The sequence below is a fragment of the Methanocalculus natronophilus genome (assembly GCF_038751955.1).
Taxonomy (GTDB): domain Archaea; phylum Halobacteriota; class Methanomicrobia; order Methanomicrobiales; family Methanocorpusculaceae; genus Methanocalculus; species Methanocalculus natronophilus.
Window position 1 is genome coordinate 137,196 of the sequence record NZ_JBCEXH010000003.1, and the last position, 19,773, is coordinate 156,968.

Annotated in this window: 18 protein-coding genes; 11 read left to right on the forward strand and 7 right to left on the reverse strand. The window is 50.2% G+C overall.

What is annotated here, in order from left to right:
• The first annotated feature begins 24 nt into the window (after window positions 1-24).
• The 5 genes from ABCO64_RS04685 to ABCO64_RS04705 all read left to right on the forward strand — a co-directional run bounded on the left by ABCO64_RS04685 (window position 25) and on the right by ABCO64_RS04705 (window position 4,851).
• Window positions 25-1,230, forward strand: coding sequence for a magnesium transporter (locus ABCO64_RS04685; protein WP_253456856.1), 1,206 nt, complete (start codon window positions 25-27; stop codon window positions 1,228-1,230).
• Window positions 1,231-1,265: 35 nt separating this feature from the next.
• Window positions 1,266-2,468, forward strand: coding sequence for a potassium channel family protein (locus ABCO64_RS04690; protein WP_253456853.1), 1,203 nt, complete (start codon window positions 1,266-1,268; stop codon window positions 2,466-2,468).
• 6 nt (window positions 2,469-2,474) lie between these two features.
• Entirely contained in the window at window positions 2,475-4,313 is a 1,839-nt protein-coding gene (locus tag ABCO64_RS04695) for a DHH family phosphoesterase (protein WP_253456850.1), read from the forward strand.
• 75 nt (window positions 4,314-4,388) lie between these two features.
• Window positions 4,389-4,640 (forward strand): DUF7123 family protein, encoded by a 252-nt coding sequence (locus ABCO64_RS04700; protein ID WP_253456847.1) that lies wholly within the window; start codon window positions 4,389-4,391, stop codon window positions 4,638-4,640.
• 31 nt (window positions 4,641-4,671) lie between these two features.
• Window positions 4,672-4,851: a hypothetical protein gene (locus tag ABCO64_RS04705; protein WP_253456844.1), complete on the forward strand. Its 180-nt coding sequence runs from the start codon at window positions 4,672-4,674 to the stop codon at window positions 4,849-4,851.
• A gap of 29 nt (window positions 4,852-4,880) precedes the next feature.
• Here ABCO64_RS04705 and ABCO64_RS04710 read toward each other — a convergent pair whose 3' ends face one another.
• Window positions 4,881-5,561 carry a hypothetical protein gene (locus ABCO64_RS04710; RefSeq protein WP_253456842.1) on the reverse strand — a complete coding sequence of 227 codons (681 nt, stop codon included), beginning with the start codon at window positions 5,559-5,561 and terminating at the stop codon, window positions 4,881-4,883.
• Between the two features lie 184 nt (window positions 5,562-5,745).
• Between ABCO64_RS04710 and ABCO64_RS04715 the strand changes: the two genes are divergently transcribed.
• Window positions 5,746-5,988: a hypothetical protein gene (locus tag ABCO64_RS04715; RefSeq protein WP_253456839.1), complete on the forward strand. Its 243-nt coding sequence runs from the start codon at window positions 5,746-5,748 to the stop codon at window positions 5,986-5,988.
• Window positions 5,989-5,994: 6 nt separating this feature from the next.
• Here ABCO64_RS04715 and ABCO64_RS04720 read toward each other — a convergent pair whose 3' ends face one another.
• A complete protein-coding gene (locus tag ABCO64_RS04720) occupies window positions 5,995-6,795 on the reverse strand; it encodes a CheR family methyltransferase (RefSeq protein ID WP_253456836.1) in 801 nt (266 codons plus the stop codon).
• A gap of 160 nt (window positions 6,796-6,955) precedes the next feature.
• On the opposite strand from ABCO64_RS04720, the gene ABCO64_RS04725 reads away from it, so the two are divergent.
• The 3 genes from ABCO64_RS04725 to ABCO64_RS04735 are packed head-to-tail and all read left to right on the forward strand — an operon-like array spanning window position 6,956 to window position 9,453.
• A complete protein-coding gene (locus ABCO64_RS04725) occupies window positions 6,956-7,312 on the forward strand; it encodes a hypothetical protein (RefSeq protein WP_343089228.1) in 357 nt (118 codons plus the stop codon).
• A 27-nt stretch (window positions 7,313-7,339) separates the two neighbouring features.
• Window positions 7,340-8,998, forward strand: a complete 1,659-nt coding sequence (ade, locus tag ABCO64_RS04730; RefSeq protein WP_253456830.1) for an adenine deaminase — start codon at window positions 7,340-7,342, stop codon at window positions 8,996-8,998.
• A gap of 50 nt (window positions 8,999-9,048) precedes the next feature.
• Entirely contained in the window at window positions 9,049-9,453 is a 405-nt protein-coding gene (locus tag ABCO64_RS04735) for a pyridoxamine 5'-phosphate oxidase family protein (RefSeq protein WP_253456827.1), read from the forward strand.
• Between the two features lie 2 nt (window positions 9,454-9,455).
• Here the strand turns inward: ABCO64_RS04735 and ABCO64_RS04740 are convergent, their stop codons facing one another.
• On the reverse strand, window positions 9,456-10,634 hold the full coding sequence (locus tag ABCO64_RS04740) for an argininosuccinate synthase (protein ID WP_343089229.1): 1,179 nt from the start codon (window positions 10,632-10,634) through the stop codon (window positions 9,456-9,458).
• Between the two features lie 153 nt (window positions 10,635-10,787).
• Here ABCO64_RS04740 and ABCO64_RS04745 point away from each other — a divergent pair, with 153 nt between their 5' ends.
• The gene (locus tag ABCO64_RS04745; RefSeq protein WP_253456820.1) at window positions 10,788-11,378 is read left to right on the forward strand and encodes a hypothetical protein; all 591 of its coding nucleotides are present in this window, start codon (window positions 10,788-10,790) and stop codon (window positions 11,376-11,378) included.
• A 163-nt stretch (window positions 11,379-11,541) separates the two neighbouring features.
• Complete coding sequence (locus tag ABCO64_RS04750) at window positions 11,542-12,897, forward strand: hypothetical protein (protein ID WP_253456817.1); 1,356 nt, start codon at window positions 11,542-11,544, stop codon at window positions 12,895-12,897.
• Here ABCO64_RS04750 and carB read toward each other — a convergent pair.
• The 4 genes from carB to ABCO64_RS04770 all read right to left on the reverse strand — a co-directional run bounded on the left by carB (window position 12,890) and on the right by ABCO64_RS04770 (window position 19,629).
• Entirely contained in the window at window positions 12,890-16,051 is a 3,162-nt protein-coding gene (carB, locus tag ABCO64_RS04755; protein WP_253456814.1) for a carbamoyl-phosphate synthase large subunit, read from the reverse strand. The two genes, ABCO64_RS04750 and carB, sit on opposite strands and share 8 nt — an antisense overlap.
• Entirely contained in the window at window positions 16,044-17,105 is a 1,062-nt protein-coding gene (gene carA, locus ABCO64_RS04760; RefSeq protein ID WP_253456811.1) for a glutamine-hydrolyzing carbamoyl-phosphate synthase small subunit, read from the reverse strand. Before carA ends, carB begins: the two co-directional genes overlap by 8 nt.
• 170 nt (window positions 17,106-17,275) lie before the next feature.
• A complete protein-coding gene (locus tag ABCO64_RS04765; protein WP_253456808.1) occupies window positions 17,276-18,760 on the reverse strand; it encodes a preprotein translocase subunit SecD in 1,485 nt (494 codons plus the stop codon).
• Window positions 18,757-19,629, reverse strand: coding sequence for a protein translocase subunit SecF (locus tag ABCO64_RS04770; RefSeq protein ID WP_253456805.1), 873 nt, complete (start codon window positions 19,627-19,629; stop codon window positions 18,757-18,759). Before ABCO64_RS04770 ends, ABCO64_RS04765 begins: the two co-directional genes overlap by 4 nt.
• Window positions 19,630-19,773: the final 144 nt, after the last annotated feature.

The window sequence follows — 19,773 nt, forward strand, 5'->3', positions numbered from 1 at the left end:
TACCCATGGAAGGAGAAGGATCAGATGAACCAGCTGATGACAGATGTCGCCCGCCGTTACCGCGACTTCCTGACAGGGCTGGTTGCCCTTCTCATCACCACACTGCTTGCATCAGTTGCAGGCATCTATCTTGGTTCAGTACATGACATCTTAATCCTCATACCTGGGCTGATGATCCTTGTCCCGGTTTCTATTAATATGCGGGGTGCAATTGCCGGGATACTCGCGTCCCGCCTCGCCTCGGCAATGCATCTTGGAGCATTTAATGTATCATACAACCGGGGAACTGTGCTTGGCGACAATCTCCAGGCCACGTTTATTCTCACAGTCGTAATCGGCGCAATTGTCGGCTGTATCGGCTTTCTAATCGGTGAGCTGGCAGGATTGAAGATCATCACCATCACCGAGATGGTACTCATATCAGTCATCTCAAGCTGTATAGCCGGCCTTCTTGTCACTGCAGTGACACTTCTCGTCTCTCTTGCAACATACCGCTATGGCCTGGATCTCGATATGGTTGGGGCACCGACTGTGACAACGGCCGGTGATGTCATTACCCTGCCGCTTCTGGTCGTCACAGCTGTTTTTGTCGTGAACCTGACCGGATTCTGGCAGACTCTCTTATTGGTGCTGACTCTCGTTCTGCTTGGAATAAGCATACTTGGCATAGTGAAAGGCACGATGCTTGTCCGCTCCATCATATCCGAGGGGGTTCCGCTGCTTGCACCGCTCTGTATACTCGGGACAATTGCGGGAGTTATCTATACAGACGGACTTGAAGATCTTGTTGCAACAGCAGCGCTCCTTATTATCATCCCGCCATTCATGAACGGGTGTGGAGCAATAGGCGGGATCATCTGCTCAAAACTGGCGACCGGCATGCACATGGGATCGATTGAGCCCACACTTGTCCCTGGCCGCGAGGTATTCTCCGGGTTCTCGGAAAATTACCTCTATGCCCTGGTGATCCTCCCACTGATGGCAGCAATTGCGCATGGAGCCGCAGTCTTCATGGGTCTTGACTCTCCTGGTCTTCTTATGATGGTTGCAGTGACCATGACTGCCGGCGTCATCGTGGTGACGGGCCTGAATCTTCTTGCATACCTGACAGCCAGTGTATCATTTGCCCTTGGCTATGACCCCGATAACTTTGGTATCCCGGTTGTCACAAGCTCTATCGATCTGGTTGGGGCAAGTGTGCTGATCCTGGTGATACACCTGCTCCTATAGAGATAAGTAATGAAAGAGCCAGTACTACTGTAAATATGTTCGACCCTGACCGTCAGCCTGTCAACTTCAAAGATGTCCTCATTGAGATGAAAGATGTCTCAGAGTTGATGGTCGATCTGGCATATTCTGCGATACTCTTTGAGAACAAGGAGATTTCGAGGGAAGTTATCAACCTGGAGGAGACGATGAACCAGCTCCTCTACCAGGCGCGGATCACCAGTATTCTCGGAGCACGAAGAATGGAGGAGGCCGAATCCATGAGTGGCCTGCTTCAGATTGCTGAAGGTGCAGAACGGATCTCAAATGCTGCTTCAGAGATTGCAAAAGTACTGCTGAAAGACATCCGGATCCAGGCCCGGATGCGGCAGGCTCTTCCCGAGGCAGAAGAGGTGACAATCCGCGTCGAGATCCAGCCTGATAGCGAACTTGATGAGAGCGTCATTGGCGAGGTGCGTCTCCAGAGTACAACAGGTATGCTGGTCATCGCGATCCGCCGCGGCCGGGTCTGGACGTATGGTCCGGATAAGCATACCCGCCTGAAAAAGGGTGATATCCTCATCGCCAAAGGGCCTGAAGATGGCATAGCGCCGCTTTCCAGGCAGGCTGGAGTTGATCTGCCATCTATTGATCCGGCAATCGGGGCCGCTGTCGATGATCTCGATCGTGCGGTGCTGCTGATTGTAGAGATGAAAAATATCAGTGAACTGGCAGTTGGACTTGCCTATACCGCGCTCCTCTTTGACAGCAGGGATATCGCAGAAGAGGTGGTCTGGCTGAATGAACGGATGGACTCGATGCGGCATCGCCTGGATCTATGGATCCTTGAAGCTGCAAAACGGGTGGAAGAGGTTGAGAGCCTCAGGGGGCTGTTGCATATGGGAGCATTTGCAGATGAGATCTGTAGTGCGGCCTTCTCTGTTGTCGATGTAATCAGGCGGGATATAGAAATCCCTCCCATATTCAGGAAGATCATCCGGGAGTCCGATGAGATCATCACCCATATCGAGGTGCAGCCTGCGTCCGCTCTTGCCGGGAAAACCCTCAAGGAAGCATCCCTTGGTTCTGTAACAGGAATGATCGTCCTTGCCATCAAGCGCGGTGATGCATGGATCTACCGCCCCCGGAAACATGTCAAATTATATGACGGGGACACAATCATTGCAAAAGGCCGGCGTGATGGTGAATGCAGGCTACTGGCACTCAGTGTGCCACAGGAAGAACAAATTCATGTGGAGTAATCAGGAATGGTAAATTCTAAGGAAACAGTCTATAAACTTGGCCCCGGATGTGAGGTTGAGGATGTACAGCAGGGAGCAATATATACAGGAAAGGTGCAGGGTTTTGCAAACTTTGGAACGTTTGTGATGCTGAATAACAATGTCAAAGGCCTTGTTCATAAGAGCAATGCACTGACACAGCACCGTGAACGTGGAGACATTCTCGTGCAGGTTGCGCAGGTGCGGCCAAACGGCAATATTGACCTGCATGAAGTGATCCTTGATGACTATGAGACAAAAATTGTAAACAGGGTTGTTCAGACCACACTTCTTATTGACCTTGGAGCAAAAATTGGCAGACGCGTCACGGTTGAAGGTGAGCTTGCCCAGGTAAAACAGACGAGTGGACCAACCATATTTACGATACTTGATGAATCCGGAACAGAGAATGCTGCAGCATTCATCGAAGCAGGTGTCCGGGCTTATCCTGAGGCAGATACAGGCGATATTGTACAGATATCCGGAGAGGTGATGAAGCGGAACAACCAGCTCCAGATAGAGGTTTCTGCACTTCACCTGCTCAAAGGGGATGACGCCGAGACTGTCCGGGGACGAATCGAAGCAGCACTTGATACAAGAACTGAGCCCCCGGAGATACCCTTCCTTGTTGAGAGTGATGTGCTGACAAAACTGAAGCCTGAGATGCGAAAGCTGGCAAAGATCATCAGGCGTGCTGTCTTTACACAGCAGCCGATCATCCTCCGCCACCATGCAGACGCAGATGGTATTTCTGCTGCAGTTGCTGTTGAAACTGCGGTTGTCGCACTTATCAGGGAACATGCATCTGAGGGCGATTTCGACTACTATCTCTTCAAACGATCGCCATCAAAAGCTCCGTTCTATGAGATTGAGGATATCACCCGGGATCTTGACTTCATGCTGAAAGACAGCATACGGTTTGGCCAGAAACTCCCCCTTATATTCCTGATGGATAATGGCTCGACTGAAGAGGATATGCCTGCATACAAAATTGCACAGGTCTATGATCTGGATGTTGTGGTTGCGGACCATCATCATCCAGATGAGATCATCGATCAGTTCCTCAAGGCACATGTGAATCCCTATCATGTTGGCGGCGACTTCGGCATCACCGCAGGCATGATCGGAACAGAACTCGCACGGATGATCAATCCCGCAGTTGAAGATCAGATCATCCATCTCCCGGCTATTGCCGGAGTCGCAGACAGGAGTGAATCACAGGAACTTCCACAGTACCTCTCCCTGGTCAAAGATACGTACCCGCTTGAGGAATGCAGAAAGATTGCCCTTGCCCTTGACTATGAACAGTTCTGGCTCAGGTTTAATGACGGCCGGGAGATCGTCAGGGATATTCTGAACCTGACAAATAACCCGGTGCGGCATGCGCGACTTGTCTCGCTCCTTGTGGAAGAAGCCGAGGCGGCAATTAATGAACAGGTGAAAACCCTTATGCCCCATGTGAAAGAACAGCGCCTGGCATCAGGAGCACATCTCTTTATCGCCGATGTCGAGATGTATGCACACCGGTTCACGTTTCCCCCACCTGGTAAAACATCTGGTGAGATACATGATCTCCTCTGCCAGAAATATCAGAATGAGCCGGTTGTCACCATCGGGCTCGGACCGGATTTTGCTGTTCTTCGCTCCCGCGGTGTCCTGATGAATATCCCGAAGATGGTGCGCGAGCTCAGGGAAGAGATATCCGGGGGCGGCGTGAATGGAGGCGGCCATCTCGTCGTCGGCAGCATCAAATTTGTTGAAGGGATGCGGCAGACGGTCATTGAAAAGCTGATCGAAAAGATTGGAGAAGCAGGGGTTGCACACTAATCTGCGATAGATGGTGCTTTAACCATAATTATTTTATATAAGTGTGGCACTAATATATCACCAGAGGTCAAGCATATGACTGTACCAGATTCTATCCGGAATAAGTATAATGAAACGCAGGATCGTATTTTAAAATATCTGCGTGGAGGTATACAAAAAGGGCGTCATTTCTTTAAATCAAAATATATCGCCCGGGATCTCGGCCTCTCTTCAAAGGAGGTCGGGACAAATCTCGCTATCCTCTCTGAGATCTGTGATGATCTTGAGATTAAGCGGTGGAGCTACTCCAACAGCACAACCTGGATGGTAACGTCGCGGGCCATATAAATTTAAATCTCAAACCATCCTTTTTATATTTATGACGACGATCATTACCGAGATACTCGGCACTATCGAGTTTGTTGCCCATATCGATGAGACAAAAGACTGTCTTATGTCACAGGATCCACCGGAATCGCACTGGTTCAATATCGATGTCCCAAAAGGCCATGGATTAAAAGAGGGCGACCGGATTAAAGTGACGATAGAGAGAGCCTGATTCTTCCTGCTTCAGACTTCTCCTCCTGTTCAGAGATACTCTGCCGGAACCTGGATTTCAATTCGGTAATTATCAATATTTCTGGCGTTTATAATGAAATACATATCTTTTCCTGATGCCACCACGACACTCCGCCGTGTTCCGGGACCCATGATCTCTCCCCCATCATAGAGTGTGCCTGTTTCTGCATCACAGAGAACATATTGGAAGAGTGCCTGACCAGGACGGATATCTGCCTGTACATCTATCTGTATCCGCCAGAATGGTGTATCCGGTATGGTAAATATGCTGGATACTCCCCCTCTTTTCTGTTCCAGCACCCCGATTGGAACCCAGGAGATCGTCCCAATCGTTTCATAATAGGCGGTTGTGTATGGTGCTCTTCCAAAGACCGGAATGGCCCCTGCCATCTCGTCTTCGCTCAGAATAAACGTTTTATCCCTGAATGAGGCTGATCCCGGAATGTATATGCGTGGATAGCCAAAGGGGTTCTCAACCAGCTGTATGGTGAAGATCGGTTGCCGCACTCCCTGCTCCTGTTCGGCAAACTCCCGGAGAAAGAGTGGGTGATACTGTGCATTGTCTGTATACTCTTCTTCCTGTATCTGTCCAATCCCCGGGATATCCAGGGAAGGATGCTGAAAAATAAGACTGACTATGAGAATGACGAAGAGGCCAAGTGCCAGGGTGATGAGATCCCCTTTCTGCATTGTTATGTAATTGTCTGGTGTGTTGTCTGCTATATGCTTTTGTGCGAAAAAATTTGTAGCTGACGCCGCTCATGGTGCTCCCCCCTTTATCTGATTAGCCAGAGGTGGGAATGTTGAATTATGTTGTCCGGGATAGAAAAGTTCTTTTAAATTGATGCTCCATCTGCTTGTTATGGAGATTCCTATGCTCAGGACATGGGTTATATTCTACCTCTTATCATTTGTTGTGCTTCTCTTTGCACTCTTTCTCACCATTCAGGGGATAATGTTATGGGTGAGCCTCTTTCTTGTTATAGTCTTAATTGCTGTAAATCTGTTCACCATCTATGGTGAAATCCTGAGAAGGAAAAGTAAGACTGAGAGATTAAAAGAGATAGCAAGGATCGATGATCCTGAATATAATCTTGACCAGAAGAAACTCTGGTGAGTACCGCTATACTTCGTTTTTCTTCAGAATCTTCTGCAGGGCGTTGTAATGGGAGAAGAGCCCCTCTACTTCGCGTCCGAGATATTCTGTCTTTCCCATCACATAATAGCCATTTTTATTCAGTGCAGCGTGTATCGTTCGTGCCAGATCATTTTTCTGCTGTTCGGTGAAGTAGATGGTGACATTCCGGCAGGTGACAATATCCACATACCGTGATGCAGGAACACCGCTCATCAGATCATGTTTTCGGAAGTGTATCATATCTTTGAGATGCTGCTTCACCTGATACTGGTCATCGGGAAGCTTTGTAAAATGCCTTCTGATTGTTGCAGCAGGCAGCTTCTCAACAACTTTTGCCTCATATATTCCATCTTTTGCTCGCTTGAGGATTTTTTCATCGATATCTGTTGCATATATTGTCGCTACCGCACCTCCTTTTTTTGTCGTGATCTCTGAGAGTATCATGGCGAGCGAATAGGGCTCCTCACCAGATGAACAGCCTGCAGACCAGATTCTGATCCTCCCGTTGCCTGAGAGTATTTCAGGGATTAATTCCTTTCGTAGAATCTCAAAGACTTCTTTATCCCTGAAGAACTCTGTGACATTGATGGTGAGTGCATTTCTCAGCAATTCCCACTCAGGAGGATTTTTATCGAGATATTGCATATATTCCTTATAATTTGCTGACTGCGTTGTCCGCATCCGTGAAAGAAGCCGCCGCTTGATGTATTCTTCTTTATAATTTGAACAGCGGATCTGCAGGGTCTTCTCAATAAGATCCTTGATTTGCTTGAGATCTTTATCCATAAGCACTATCCTTTACTTTTATGTCTGCCAATCTATAAATAACGTTCTCAGTTTGCGACAATCCTCTTGAGCAATTGTAGCCTCTGTTTCTGGATGCCAGTCCACTCTCATGATAAAAAAATAGCAATCTTTATCTTTTTTGCTCTTCTATGTTCTCATTATGAGATCTCATTGTTTTCTCATGATCGGAGTGTGTATTGCCTGTCTCCTTTCAGCAGGCTGTATGACAACCGGCATTGACGAGATCTCGTATGAAGAGCATGCATTTCACATTACAATTGATGAAAGCATGCTGCCTGAAGAAGTCATTGTGCAGATAATCATTTTTTCCATGCAGGGTTTCCACCAGGTGGAGGAGGACCTCATCATCCAGACGATGAGCATTCAGCCAGGAACCGATACACTGACTATTCCCCACACTCTCGAGGAAGGAACGTATAAATTTCATCTGTTTGTCTTCACTGAAGAGAAGCGGATTGCCGGAAGAATTTTTCGACTGACTCTGGAGGGAGAATAATACCAGGGTTTGGAATGTGGGGGAAGTATGCAGAGCGATTCCTTCTATGCTGATTGTATCATTAAAAATTGTGTTGTCTTCAATCCGTTTACCTGCGACTGGGAGCATGAGGATCTTGCTATCAGGGATGGGTATGTGCTTGGAGTAGGGGATGGCTATCGTGGAGAAGAGGTTATTGATCTTCATGGAGCACGTGTGGTTCCCGGCCTGATAGATGCCCATCTCCATATTGAAAGCTCCCTTCTGACGCCTGCAGAATATGGACGACTGGTGCTGTCTCATGGGACAACAACAGTGATAGCTGATCCCCATGAAATCGCCAATGTTGCCGGGATCACAGGGATCCGGGCGATGATGGATGATGCATCCAGAACACCACTTGATATCTTCTTTATGCTTCCCAGTTGTGTTCCAGCAACTCCAATGGACTGTGCAGGAGCCACCCTTACTGCAGGCGACCTTGCAGAACTAATTGACCATCCCTTGGTGCCAGGTCTTGGGGAGATGATGAATGTCCCCGGTGTACTTGGATCAGATCCGGATGTGCTGGCAAAACTCAGGCTCTCTACAATTGTAGATGGCCATGCACCCATGCTGACCGGACCTGCCCTTGATGCGTATATCCGGGCAGGTATTGGAAGCGATCATGAATGTATCACCCTTGACGAGGCTTCAGAGAAGCTGAGGAAAGGGATGTATATCTTCATGAGGGAGGGTGCTGCTGCAAAAAACCTCCGGGATCTTGCCCCTCTTGCCGACTGCCACACAGCATCCCGATCTGCTTTTGCAACAGATGACCGGCCTGCTGATATGCTTGCGTATAATGGATCAGTTGATGACTGTATCAGAATTGCAATGGAGAGCGGTATTCCCGAAGAGGTTGCCCTCAGGATGGCAACGTTAACCCCGGCTGAACGTCTCTCTCTTCATGATCGCGGCGCTCTGGCACCCGGACGTATAGCCGACTTTTGTGTTCTTGATGATTCAGAGAGCTTCCAGGTGAAACGGGTATTCAAGCGTGGCCGGGAGATGAAAAACCTCTCATACCAGCCTCCAGAGCCATTGAATATCAGATTCTCCTGCAGACTTCCCACAATAGCTGATCTTGCGATCCGGGGGGACGGCCCGGCACGGGTGATTGGACTTATTCCAGGCCAGATCGCAACGTGTGAGGAGATTCATGATGTTGTTGGATCTGATCTTCCCGATACGGATAGGGATATTCAGAAAGCGGTTGTCTGCGACAGATACCATGCATCAGGATTTGGTCTTGGGCTTGTCAGGGGCTTTGGCCTTTGGAATGGCGCTCTTGCAGCCAGTGTCTCTCATGATTCCCATAATATCGTTGCTGTTGGTGCCCGGGACGAAGATATCGTAGCTGCATTGGATCTGGTTGCATCACAGAATGGTGCAATGGCTGTTGTCTCAGAAGAGAAAACAACCATGCTTCCACTACCCTTTGGCGGTATCATGTCGGATAAGCCCTATCCTGAGGTTATCAGTATGCTTCAGAAGATAGATCAGCATGCCGGATCCCTTGGTGCAACAGACAACCCCTTCATGTACCTCTCGTTTCTTGCACTCACGGTTATTCCACAACTGCGCCTGACAGAACGTGGATTATTTGACAACACCAGTTTTACCAACACAGATCTCTTTCTCGACAGAGCACCGGTTTTGAAATAAGGCTTATATACCTGTAATGTTCATCTCTTCATCGGAAAGGAGGAGAAAGAATGGTACATATTGACGAGAAACTGAAAGAGTCGATTGCTGAAGTCCGGATTGTTCCGCTTGCAACAGCATCAAAGGATGGCATCCCGAATGTTGTTCCGATGGGAAGCGTCTGGGTTATGGATGAGAAGACGATCTGGATTGGGGATAATTTCATGCAGAAAACCCTCCAGAACGTCCTTGAAAATCCTCATGCAGCTCTCTATGTCTGGAGCCAGAGTGTTGGGGGCTGTGTGCAGCTGAAATGTGATGTCGTGGTCGAAACAAGCGGTGAGAATGTCGAGAAGATGAGAGCGATGATCCACGAGAAAAAACCCAATCTACCGGGGAAATCGCTTCTCATCCTTACAGTAAAAGAAAAATATGAGTGTGCCCCGGGCCCGAATGCCGGGAAGCTACTCGACTAACCTTATTTTTTCGAGGCCATCCTTGCCTGCAGCCCGAAGAAGACCGAGTAGCCGACTGCATGAGCCTGATCAAGGGTTGTGCTGTCAAATGAGACGAGATCATCGGAATAGATGGCATCAGGTGACGAGCGTCCGAGGATGTGGACTCCCCCTTTGAAGAGCTCCATGTCAACTGATCCATTCACACGCTTCTGTGTGGTATCAATGAAGGCATTCAGTGCATGGTATAGTGGCTCGTGAACGAGGCCCATGTATGCGAGTTCAGACCATTTATCATCAACACCGAGCTTGAAGGCAAGCTCCTGCCGCGTCAGGCAGAGCCTCTCGAGATCACGGTGGGCTGCCAGCAGGACCGTTGCAGCCGGGTGCTCATAGTTCTCCCGCGCCTTCAGGCCAAGAATCCGGTCTTCCACCATATCGTTTCTTCCAATGCCGTGTCTGCCTGATAATGTATTCAGCTTCCGGATCAGGGCTGCCCCGTCCATTTTCTCACCATTGAGTGCCACCGGCACTCCTTCCTGGAACTGAATTGAGATGGCCTCAGGGGTGTCGGGTGCGTCCCGTGGGGATACTGTCCAGTGATAGATCTCCTCTGGTGGGTGGTACGCAGGATCCTCGAGTTTTCCTCCTTCGATACTCCGGCTCCAGATGTTCTCGTCAATGCTCCAGGGCTTGTCTTTCTTTACCGGAACCGGGATATTGTGCTCTTCTGCGTATTCGATCTCCCATTCACGGGTGAGGTTCATATCCCGCATCGGTGCGATGATCTCATATCCATGCATCCTGAAGATAACGTCAAACCTGAGCTGATCGTTTCCTTTTCCGGTGCAGCCATGAGCAACAGCTGCTGCTCCTTCCTTCTTTGCAATAGCAACAGTCTCTTCTGCGATTAACGGGCGGGCGAGTGACGTTCCCATCGGATAGCTTTCATAGGATGCATTTGCCTTAATTGCCGGGAAGATGTAATGCTTCACAAATGTATCAGTGGCATCAATGGTATAGTGAGAGTCAGCTATCAGCTCACCCTTCTCAGTTGCCATCTTCACTTCTTCTTCGGGCTGGCCCACATCGACTGCTACAGTAACGACACGGTCAAATCCATACCGCTCTTTTAGAAGCGGAATACAGATGGAGGTGTCAAGCCCTCCAGAGAATGATAGCACAACGGTCTTGTCTGACATAGTTATTCACCGAATTAGCAGGTACTCTTTTTCTTTCAAAAGCAATGAGCCTTCTTCCCTGGTGTTCCGGGAATGGGTTGCCAGGAGGTACACAAAAGCTTTCCCTCCACCAGTACCATGATACAATACGAGATACTCCTGGTGAAAACGGTTATGAAACGTAGCTCTCTCCTCCTCCTGCTCCTTGTTGCCGCAGCAGTTCTCAGCTCAGGATGCCCGCTTTTGAAAACTCCGCTGGATGACATTCCACCGCATATCACCCAGGCAAACAATGCCCTCACAGGTCTCAATATCATTGAAGGGAAATCCAATACATTTGCCCTGGATGATGAGATCATGGCAATCGATTTGCTTTTTGTTGAGATGGAAGAGATTGAGGTTGCGGAAGATGATGAAGAGACCATTGCCCGATATGCCGCATACCGCACCTGGACAGAGTCCCTCAGAACGGCAAGCCGGATCATCAGCAATGATTATGATAGCTATCAGACTCATCTCAGGAGAGCCGAACAGCAGTATGATGCTTTCAACTATATCCTGTACAGGGATGAAATGAACAAGGCAGAGAAACTGCTCCAGCAGATGGAGGATGACGCACTCTCTGCTGCATACAGTCTTGATTCCATACCAGACTCTCTGTTCTCACAGAGAGAGGTGCACGAGCTGCATAGGACACGGGCATTACTTATGGATCTCCACCGGCAATGCACTATTCTGAGGCAGGAACACGCAAGGGCGATATGAGAAATCGCAATATACCCTCTCTCCAGGGACTGGTGGCGGCACACGACGTCTTCTCAACCGGCCACCCCCCATGTTCCGGCTCCAGGGTGTATACCCTGATCCATCTGTCCAATGGAGGTAAGCAACACAAAGCAATTTACCTTCAGCATCAAAATACTCTTGTATGCGCAAAGATGATCTGCTTATAATGGCTGCAGGACTTGCAGTCGTTTTGATCATCGCTCTCCTCATTCAGGAGCCGGGGCTCTCCATACCTGGTATAAGGGATACTGAGCCCTCCATACCTGCACCCGATGAACCATTTCCGGATACACCACCTCCTCCAGTCGAGCCGCCGTTTGCTCCTGATCTGCCTGACGTTCTCCAGCCGGATCCACCCGATGGCGTGACGATTGTGGTCAGGCAGCACACTGTTGTGGATCCTGACCCCCATCCGGACATCCCATCTTCCATACGGACACGGACTACAGATACTGCCGCCACATACCGGTGGTATTACAAAGGCTCGTATTATACGTGGACAATCCATATTCCAGCAGATCGGTACAACTACTTTGCAACTCTCCCCCGGGATAAACCGCATCCCGCCGACTATGTGATGTCAGATCGCGGACGCCCCGAACTCGAGCAGATTGTCTCAGATATGATCCGCCTGGCCAATGCCCAGAATCTGAATGAACGTGAGAGGCGGGATATGGTCATTGCATTTGTCCAGTCACTTCCACACAACCGTGGCGGGACAGTCAGAACCTATGATGCATATCCGAGATATCCGCTGCAGACTCTCTATGACGGAGGAGGAGACAGCCAGGATACTGCTATTCTTCTGACAGCACTGCTCCGGCTGCTTGGCATCCAGGCATCACTTCTTGAGACGCCCAAACATTATGCTGTTGTTCTCCCTCTTACTGAACAACAGAAAGATCAGAACCTGGTATACCTGTATAAACGCGGCGACTCGCAGATTCTCAAGGGAAATTATATTGATGACCAGAACAGGATACGGGATTTCTATCGTGGAGACAACTCGGTTACCAGGCATAGTTACCTCTATGTTGAATCGAATATCCCCGGTCACGCTCCCGGTACGCTGCCACCTCAATTCAGGGGTTTCTTCATTCGCACCCTTCGGGAGAAGTACTATATGCCTGAGGCTGTCATCGATGGCGCGGCAATCCATGAACCTCTTCGAAACCCGGATGCCGGCTTCACCTTCAATGCCCGCCTGATTCATATCGATCAGCGATATGCGTACTACCAGGTCTATTGCAGCATCTCAAGTACCGGCACCGGTACTGCCCGTGATGTCAAAGTCGATATAACCGCAAGGCCGGCAGACGATGATGGGTCATGGGTTTTTGAGGAGACGATTACTGCAATGCCGATTCCTGAGGGAGAGACCCGGATCGTGCAGGGAACTATCCAGGTGCCAAGAAACGAAGCTGCAATCATTGAATGCAGGCTTCGTGGATCAGGTATTGCTGAAAAAAAGAAAAAGAGTGAGATCTTCTTTACCTGAGATAGAACCCAAGTGGCTCTATTGTCGTCTCATTCCTTTTGAAGGCCTCAATTGCCCGTGCAGCAGCATCTGCAGCAGGTATGGTTGTGATATAGGGGATCTGATAATCGACAGCAATCCTCATGATCTGGTAGTGATCCTGGCGCGAGGTCTTGTCTGAAGGGGTATTGATAATCAGCTGGATCTCACCCCGGCGCATCATATCGATGACATTGGGGGATCCCTCCTGCACTTTCCGTACAAGGTTTACCCTGATACCCGCCTGGCTGAGGGAATGTACTGTTCCGGATGTCCCGTAGAGCTCAAGGCCAAGGCTTTCCAGTTTCCGTGCAATGGGGATGCTGACCTCTTTCTGCTCATTGCTTACCGAGATAAAGACACGGCCCTGCACTGGGAGTGTGTTATCAGCTGCAAGGCTTGCTTTAAAGAAGGCACGTCCAAAGTCAAAGTCTATCCCCATCACTTCTCCCGTGCTCTTCATCTCAGGGCCAAGGACTGCATCGACACCGGGGAGCTTGTTGAAGGGGAGGAGGACTTCCTTGACTGCAACATGATTGATCTCCCGCTCAGTATAGCCGGTATCGGCGATCGTTTCGCCAAGCATAACACGGCTTGCAATCTTTGCCAGGGGGATTCCGGTAGCTTTTGAGACAAAGGGAACTGTCCGGCTTGCACGGGGGTTTGCTTCCAGGACATAGACGATTCCATCCTGGATTGCATACTGGATGTTGATCATGCCGACAACGCCAAGCCCGAGCGTGAGTTTCCGGGTGTACTCCCTGACGGTCTCAATCGTTTCGGGCGCAAGAGACTGTGTCGGGATGACGCATGCGGAATCTCCTGAGTGCACTCCTGCCTCCTCGATATGCTCCATGATACCCCCGATCAGGACATCTGTTCCGTCACTGACAGCATCGACATCAAGCTCAACTGCATCCTGGAGGAATGAGTCTATTAATACCGGGTGTTTGTTGCTGACACGGACTGCCTCCTTGATATATGTTTTCAGCTCCATCTCGTCATGGACAAGCTCCATTGCCCGGCCGCCAAGGACATATGAAGGCCTGACCAGAACGGGATAGCCTATCCTCCCGGCGATTTCGAAGGCTTCCGTCTCGGAATATGCGGATCCATTCGCCGGGCTTGGAATCCTGAGTTCTTCCAGAAGCAGACTGAACCGGTCCCGGTCTTCTGCCACATCCATGGCATCGGGGCTTGTTCCCAGTATCCGGGTCTGAAGGCCAAGACGCTGGATCTCCTGCGAGATCGGGATTGTGAGATTGACCGAGTTCTGGCCTCCGAACTGGACCATGACACCGTAATAATCATCCTTTTTGAGGATGTTCATGATGTCCTCAAGCTGCATAGGCTCGAAGAAGAGCCTGTCGGAGGTGTCAAAGTCGGTTGAGACTGTCTCAGGATTGTTGTTGACGACATGCACCTCGACGTCGCCATCGCTGAGAGCCTGGATTGCATGCACGGTGCAGTAATCGAACTCGATACCCTGGCCGATCCTGATCGGCCCTGATCCGAGGATCAGGACTTTCTTTCTGCCTGTCTTTTGGATCTCACATCCTGTCTCCCAGGTGGAGTAGTAATAAGGTGTGGTGGCGGGGAATTCTGCCGCACAGGTATCAACCATCTTGTAGGTTGGCTCCCCGACGATCTCCTCTATAGCGGGAACTGGTTTTTGGCTGAGCTCTGCAAGCTCAGTATTGGCAAACCCAAACCGCTTTGCATACCAAAACTCTTCATCGCCTGATGCCGGGGAGATGCTCTTTTCGATCTCAACAATATGGCGGATCTTCTCCAGGAAGAACGGTTCGATCTCTGTGCAGGCATGTATCTCCTCTATCGTCATCCCGATGCGGAATGCGGAGAAGAGTGCGGGAAAACGCTCGTCTGTTGGCCTTGCAAGGATCATCCGGATCTCGTCCTTATCTGTATGATTGAAGAGATCGGTGTCGATTGACCGGAGTGCTTTTTTAAAAGCCTCCTCCAGGTTTCTGCCAATCGCCATCACTTCACCGGTGCTTTTCATCGCAGTGGTCAGCGATCGGTCTGCTGTTTTGAACTTGTCAAATGGCCAGCGCGGTACCTTGACCACAACATAGTCGATTGCTGGCTCAAATGATGCAGGTGTGCAACCGGTGACGGTATTGGTGATCTCATCAAGCCTGAGGCCGATTGCAATCTTTGCGCTTACCCGTGCAATCGGGTAGCCGGTTGCTTTTGAGGCAAGGGCAGATGATCGTGAGACCCGTGGGTTCACCTCGATGACCCGGTAGTCGCCATCTTTGAAGGCAAACTGGATGTTGCATCCTCCCTGTACTCCGAGTGCACGGATGATTTTGATTGACGCAGTCCTCATCATCTGGTACTGGTCGTCGCGGAGTGTCTGGATTGGGGCAACAACAACACTCTCGCCGGTATGTACACCCATTGGATCGACATTCTCCATCCCGCAGATGATGATGCAGGTATCGGCAGCATCGCGCATCACCTCGAATTCGATCTCATTCCATCCCTTGACACTCTCTTCCACGAGAACCTGCCGGATTCTCGAGCGGGACAGCCCCATCTCAACGATCCTGTAAAGCTCTTCTTCTGTTGTCGCCACTCCGCCGCCTGAGCCGCCGAGGGTATAGGCAGGCCGGATGATTGCCGGAAGCCCGACTTCCTTCAGGGCATCCCCAACCTGATCGAGCCGGTTGAGGATCATTGATTTTGGTACAGGCTCGCCAATCCGGTTCATCAGGTCGCGGAACAGTTCCCTGTCCTCACCCATGTAGATTGCCTCAAGGGGTGTACCAAGGATCTCAACACCTTCCAGTGCTCCGATCTCGGCAAGTTCTGCGGTAAGGTTCAGGCCGGTCTGTCCCCCAAGGCCGCTCAGTATGCCGTCAGGCCGTTCTTTTTTGATGATTTCCGCAATGATGTCGGCCTTGAGAGGCTCGACATAGACAACATCCGCGGTCTCGGGATCTGTCTGGATGGTTGCGGGATTGGAGTTGACAAGGACAACCGAGAGCCCTTCTTCCCTGAGCGCCTTGCAGGCCTGTGTTCCTGAGAAGTCAAATTCTGCCGCCTGCCCGATCTGGATTGGACCGGATCCGATCAGCAAAACCTTTTGAATGTCTGGCAATTTAGGCATCCGGAATGCTCCTGTAGATCTTGTCGAAGATTTTTTGTTCTGTATCCTGCGGGCCGCCATAGGCCTCCGGATGGAACTGAACTGAGTAGATGTTCAGGTACGTATCAGAAAACCCTTCAAGGCTGTTGTCATTGACATTGACATAGCTGATCTCGCACCCTTCAGGAAGCGTCTCACCATCCACCACATATCCGTGGTTCTGGGTGGTGATGTGAATCGATCCATCCAGAGCCCGCACCGGCTGATTCGAGCCCCGGTGACCAAATTTCATCTTCCTGGTTTCTGCTCCAAGCGCCCGTGCCAGGATCTGGTTGCCCATGCAGATGCCAAAGATCGGGATCTCGCCAATATATGATTTGACTGTCTGGATGGGAGTTGCTGCCCGTGCCGGATCTCCTGGTCCATTGCTGATAAAGAGTGCTTCTGGACGACAGGCGTCAATCTCTTCCTTTGTGGCAGTTGCAGGATAGATGTAGATGTCAGCATCTCTCTTTCTGAGGCTGACGATGATGTTCTTCTTGACTCCGAGATCAAGCACCGCAATCCTCTTTCCCTTCCCCCTGACCCGGTAGGGATCAGTGCAGGTAACTGACCTGATAAGATCCTGGTCAGATAACTGTGGTGCTTTTTTTGCCAAGTCCACTGCCAGTTCTCCGTTGTCGTCACCGACAATGAGCGCTGATCGGAGTGTCCCGTGGATACGGGTGTTAATTGTCAGCATTCGTGTATCGACACCTGATATGCCGGAAAGCCCCTGGTCCTCAAAAAAAGTGACCAGTGATGGCGCATGTTTCGGAGATCTGCAAATCTCTTGAACAACACAACCCCGGGCATGGATATGAGGGTTTTGAAAATTATCAAAATCAACACCATAGTTGCCGATGAGAGGATAGGTAAACATCAGGATCTGACCGGCATAACTCGGATCGGTCAGCGCCTCCATATATCCTGTCATCTGCGTGGTAAAGACCAGTTCGCCGGTGCCTGTGCCCTCGACACCAAAACCCTCTCCGACAAAATAATTTCCGTCTTCAAGCCCCAAAACCGCCTTCATGAATGACCATATTCATTCTGTTCGTATCTCATATTAACAATAGGGGCAGGTACCATCTACACGTGATGCAAAAACAGCATTTTTGTGCTGCTCTCGTACCGTGTATGATGAACCGGGGCAATTCCGGACAGGATTATCTGGTTTTTCTATGCGCGATCAAAAAAAAGGATTTAGCGGGAGAGGATCGCCATAATGATCTTGCCATATGCAGGCCGCGTGATGACCACGCCTATCATAACGCCGATGATGGTAATGATCGCAAAGCCCCTGAGTGAGGAGAGATCCATTACCGCAAGCGGGAGCATGGCAATAATCATTGTTATGGCAGCAACGATGATGATGCCGAGTGCCCGTGAGAGGCGCTTTAAATAGACATTCGGGGACGGCACCTTGCCTTCATGCAACACCTCGTCGGTGATCACAACCAGCTGATCAATACTTGTTCCAAGTACCGCAATCAGGCCTGCGATTGCTGCCAGGTCGAGCTGGGTGAAATACCGTGCAATACCAAGGAGGATCAGGATCTCTGAGGTGTTGATCAGGAGCATCGGAATGACGATGCTTGGTTCACGGTACCGGTAATAGACAACCAGTCCCACTGTGAAGAGTGCGAATATACCGGCGATGATACTCATCATCTTGAAATGCTCGCCCAGTGCCGCAGATACCGATCCTGATCCGGCAATGGTCACATCAACCGGGAGTGCGCCGGCACGGAGGTGTATCTCAAGCACCCTTGCCCGCTCCATACCATACTCACCCATGCCTGTCGATGCAACAAGATTTCGTGACTCTTCGACCTTTAAGCGTGACGCAAGGTCTGGTGAGAGTGGTGCGCTGTAGACGACCTCGCCGTCCAGGTACATGATGAGTTCATGATCCTGTGGACGATCTGTTGCACCTGACTCTATTGCAGCCTGCCGGAATGCACGTGCGCCCTCAGGGCTGATAGTGAATGGGACACCCCAGGAGCCGCTGCCAGGGGGCTGCTGAGTCGGGAGCCCGACTGAAGATATGGCATCTCCAAACAGGACATGCTCTGTCTCATCGCCCTCGGTCTGGATCCGGATCTCAAATCGTCCCTGCTGGCCGACGATATCCTGTGCAGTTGCCATGTCAACGCCAGCCAGTTCGACACGGATATATCGTGAGGCGCCGCCGAAGGTGGTAAGGGTATTGACGGTTGCATCCCGGGTTCCAAGCCTGTTGATCTTCTCTTCAAGGATGCGTTTGACGGTCTCTGCAGTCTCCTCAGATACTCCGATCTCATAGCGGGTGATGGTCGCTCCATATCGGGCAAAGATCGGTTCCAGGTCTTCCTGGGCAACAGCTTTTCGTATCTCGAGTATATCTGCCTCAACCAGGTTGACTTCTGTGTCGAGTTCCTTCTGGAGGCCACTGACAAGCTCTTCTATTGGCTGGTCCGTCTCAAATGTGACCAGTTGCGCTTTATATTCAAGCTGTATCCATGATCCGCCTTCAAGATCAAGGCCGAGGCCGATGTTGCCCTGGATTCCCTTGTCAAAGGCCGGGGGAAGGAAGTAAATCGATGCAATTGCAAAGATTATAGCCGCGATCATCAGGATGATCCGCCAGTCTCTCAGAAGTGAAACCTGCTCTTCCCGGTGTACCGGTGTGCGTCCACTTTTCTTCATCGTGATACACCTCGTGCTGCTTTTCCGCTTTGTACATACCACTTCAGGAGTCCGGCATTAAACATCCAGGTGTTTATCAGATCGATGATTAACCCGATCACAAGGACTGTTGCGATCTGGAAGATGATCTCGATCTGGCCTATCCAGGCTACAACAAGGAGAGCAATGACTGCGGAAAGCGTGGTTGTTGTCATGATAAATCCGGTGCGGAATGCATTTCTCAGTTTATCCTCAAGCTTTCCCTGCCGCTTGAGTATACGTGTGGTGAGCAGGATATCGCTGTCCACAGAGTACCCGATGAGCATCAGAAGCGCTGCTGTTGTTCCAAGTGTTAAGGGAATATTCAGCAGATCCATTATCGCTGCTGTGATCAGGATATCGGTAAATGCAGCGAAGACGACCGCAATCGACGGGACAATTGTCCTGAACGCGATGAAGACGATGATGGACATGCCAATGAAGGAGAAGAGCAGGGCGAGCAGTGCCTGCTGCTGCAGTGTCTGGCCGAATGTCTCACCTATCTGATCTACTTTTGCGTCCGGATAGCGGGCATTGATATCCCTCGTAAGTGCACGGAACTGGTCATCATCCATTGGACCAAACCTGATGTATGTGCCGCGGTTCAGTCCCTCTCCAACACTGATCAGCGGGTACTCCGCGAAATAGCTTTCAATCTCTGCTACTGTATCATCAGTCGTGGTCGTAACCGCAGTACCTCCGGCAAAATCGATCCCAAGGTTCACCGGGACGCCGAACATCATATAATTCAGGCCAACGATGGCAAGAGCGACGAGAGCGATGATGAGCGGCACTGTCATCATCTGTTTTGGAGGATATTTATTTACTAAGTCGTACAGGTCAAACCCCATAGTATCTATAGTATGTGTTATCTGATTGCTTAAAAGAATGGTTATAACCAAATCTTTTCAAATCCGGATGTTGCGATTTGCCCGGGTTTTTTACCGGGTACGCCGGGAAAAAATTTGTTCTTCTCTTGAGAGCTGATACATGCT

Bases quoted from the DNA above. Each gene is read 5' to 3' on its own strand.
- ABCO64_RS04685 (WP_253456856.1), top strand. From the start codon at position 25: ATGAACCAGCTGATGACAGATGTCGCCCGCCGTTACCGCGACTTCCTG.
- ABCO64_RS04690 (WP_253456853.1), top strand. From the start codon at position 1,266: ATGTTCGACCCTGACCGTCAGCCTGTCAACTTCAAAGATGTCCTCATT.
- ABCO64_RS04695 (WP_253456850.1), top strand. From the start codon at position 2,475: ATGGTAAATTCTAAGGAAACAGTCTATAAACTTGGCCCCGGATGTGAG.
- ABCO64_RS04700 (WP_253456847.1), top strand. From the start codon at position 4,389: ATGACTGTACCAGATTCTATCCGGAATAAGTATAATGAAACGCAGGAT.
- ABCO64_RS04705 (WP_253456844.1), top strand. From the start codon at position 4,672: ATGACGACGATCATTACCGAGATACTCGGCACTATCGAGTTTGTTGCC.
- ABCO64_RS04710 (WP_253456842.1), bottom strand. From the start codon at position 5,561: ATGCAGAAAGGGGATCTCATCACCCTGGCACTTGGCCTCTTCGTCATT.
- ABCO64_RS04715 (WP_253456839.1), top strand. From the start codon at position 5,746: ATGCTCAGGACATGGGTTATATTCTACCTCTTATCATTTGTTGTGCTT.
- ABCO64_RS04720 (WP_253456836.1), bottom strand. From the start codon at position 6,795: ATGGATAAAGATCTCAAGCAAATCAAGGATCTTATTGAGAAGACCCTG.
- ABCO64_RS04725 (WP_343089228.1), top strand. From the start codon at position 6,956: ATGAGATCTCATTGTTTTCTCATGATCGGAGTGTGTATTGCCTGTCTC.
- ade (WP_253456830.1), top strand. From the start codon at position 7,340: ATGCAGAGCGATTCCTTCTATGCTGATTGTATCATTAAAAATTGTGTT.
- ABCO64_RS04735 (WP_253456827.1), top strand. From the start codon at position 9,049: ATGGTACATATTGACGAGAAACTGAAAGAGTCGATTGCTGAAGTCCGG.
- ABCO64_RS04740 (WP_343089229.1), bottom strand. From the start codon at position 10,634: ATGTCAGACAAGACCGTTGTGCTATCATTCTCTGGAGGGCTTGACACC.
- ABCO64_RS04745 (WP_253456820.1), top strand. From the start codon at position 10,788: ATGAAACGTAGCTCTCTCCTCCTCCTGCTCCTTGTTGCCGCAGCAGTT.
- ABCO64_RS04750 (WP_253456817.1), top strand. From the start codon at position 11,542: ATGCGCAAAGATGATCTGCTTATAATGGCTGCAGGACTTGCAGTCGTT.
- carB (WP_253456814.1), bottom strand. From the start codon at position 16,051: ATGCCTAAATTGCCAGACATTCAAAAGGTTTTGCTGATCGGATCCGGT.
- carA (WP_253456811.1), bottom strand. From the start codon at position 17,105: ATGAAGGCGGTTTTGGGGCTTGAAGACGGAAATTATTTTGTCGGAGAG.
- ABCO64_RS04765 (WP_253456808.1), bottom strand. From the start codon at position 18,760: ATGAAGAAAAGTGGACGCACACCGGTACACCGGGAAGAGCAGGTTTCA.
- ABCO64_RS04770 (WP_253456805.1), bottom strand. From the start codon at position 19,629: ATGGGGTTTGACCTGTACGACTTAGTAAATAAATATCCTCCAAAACAG.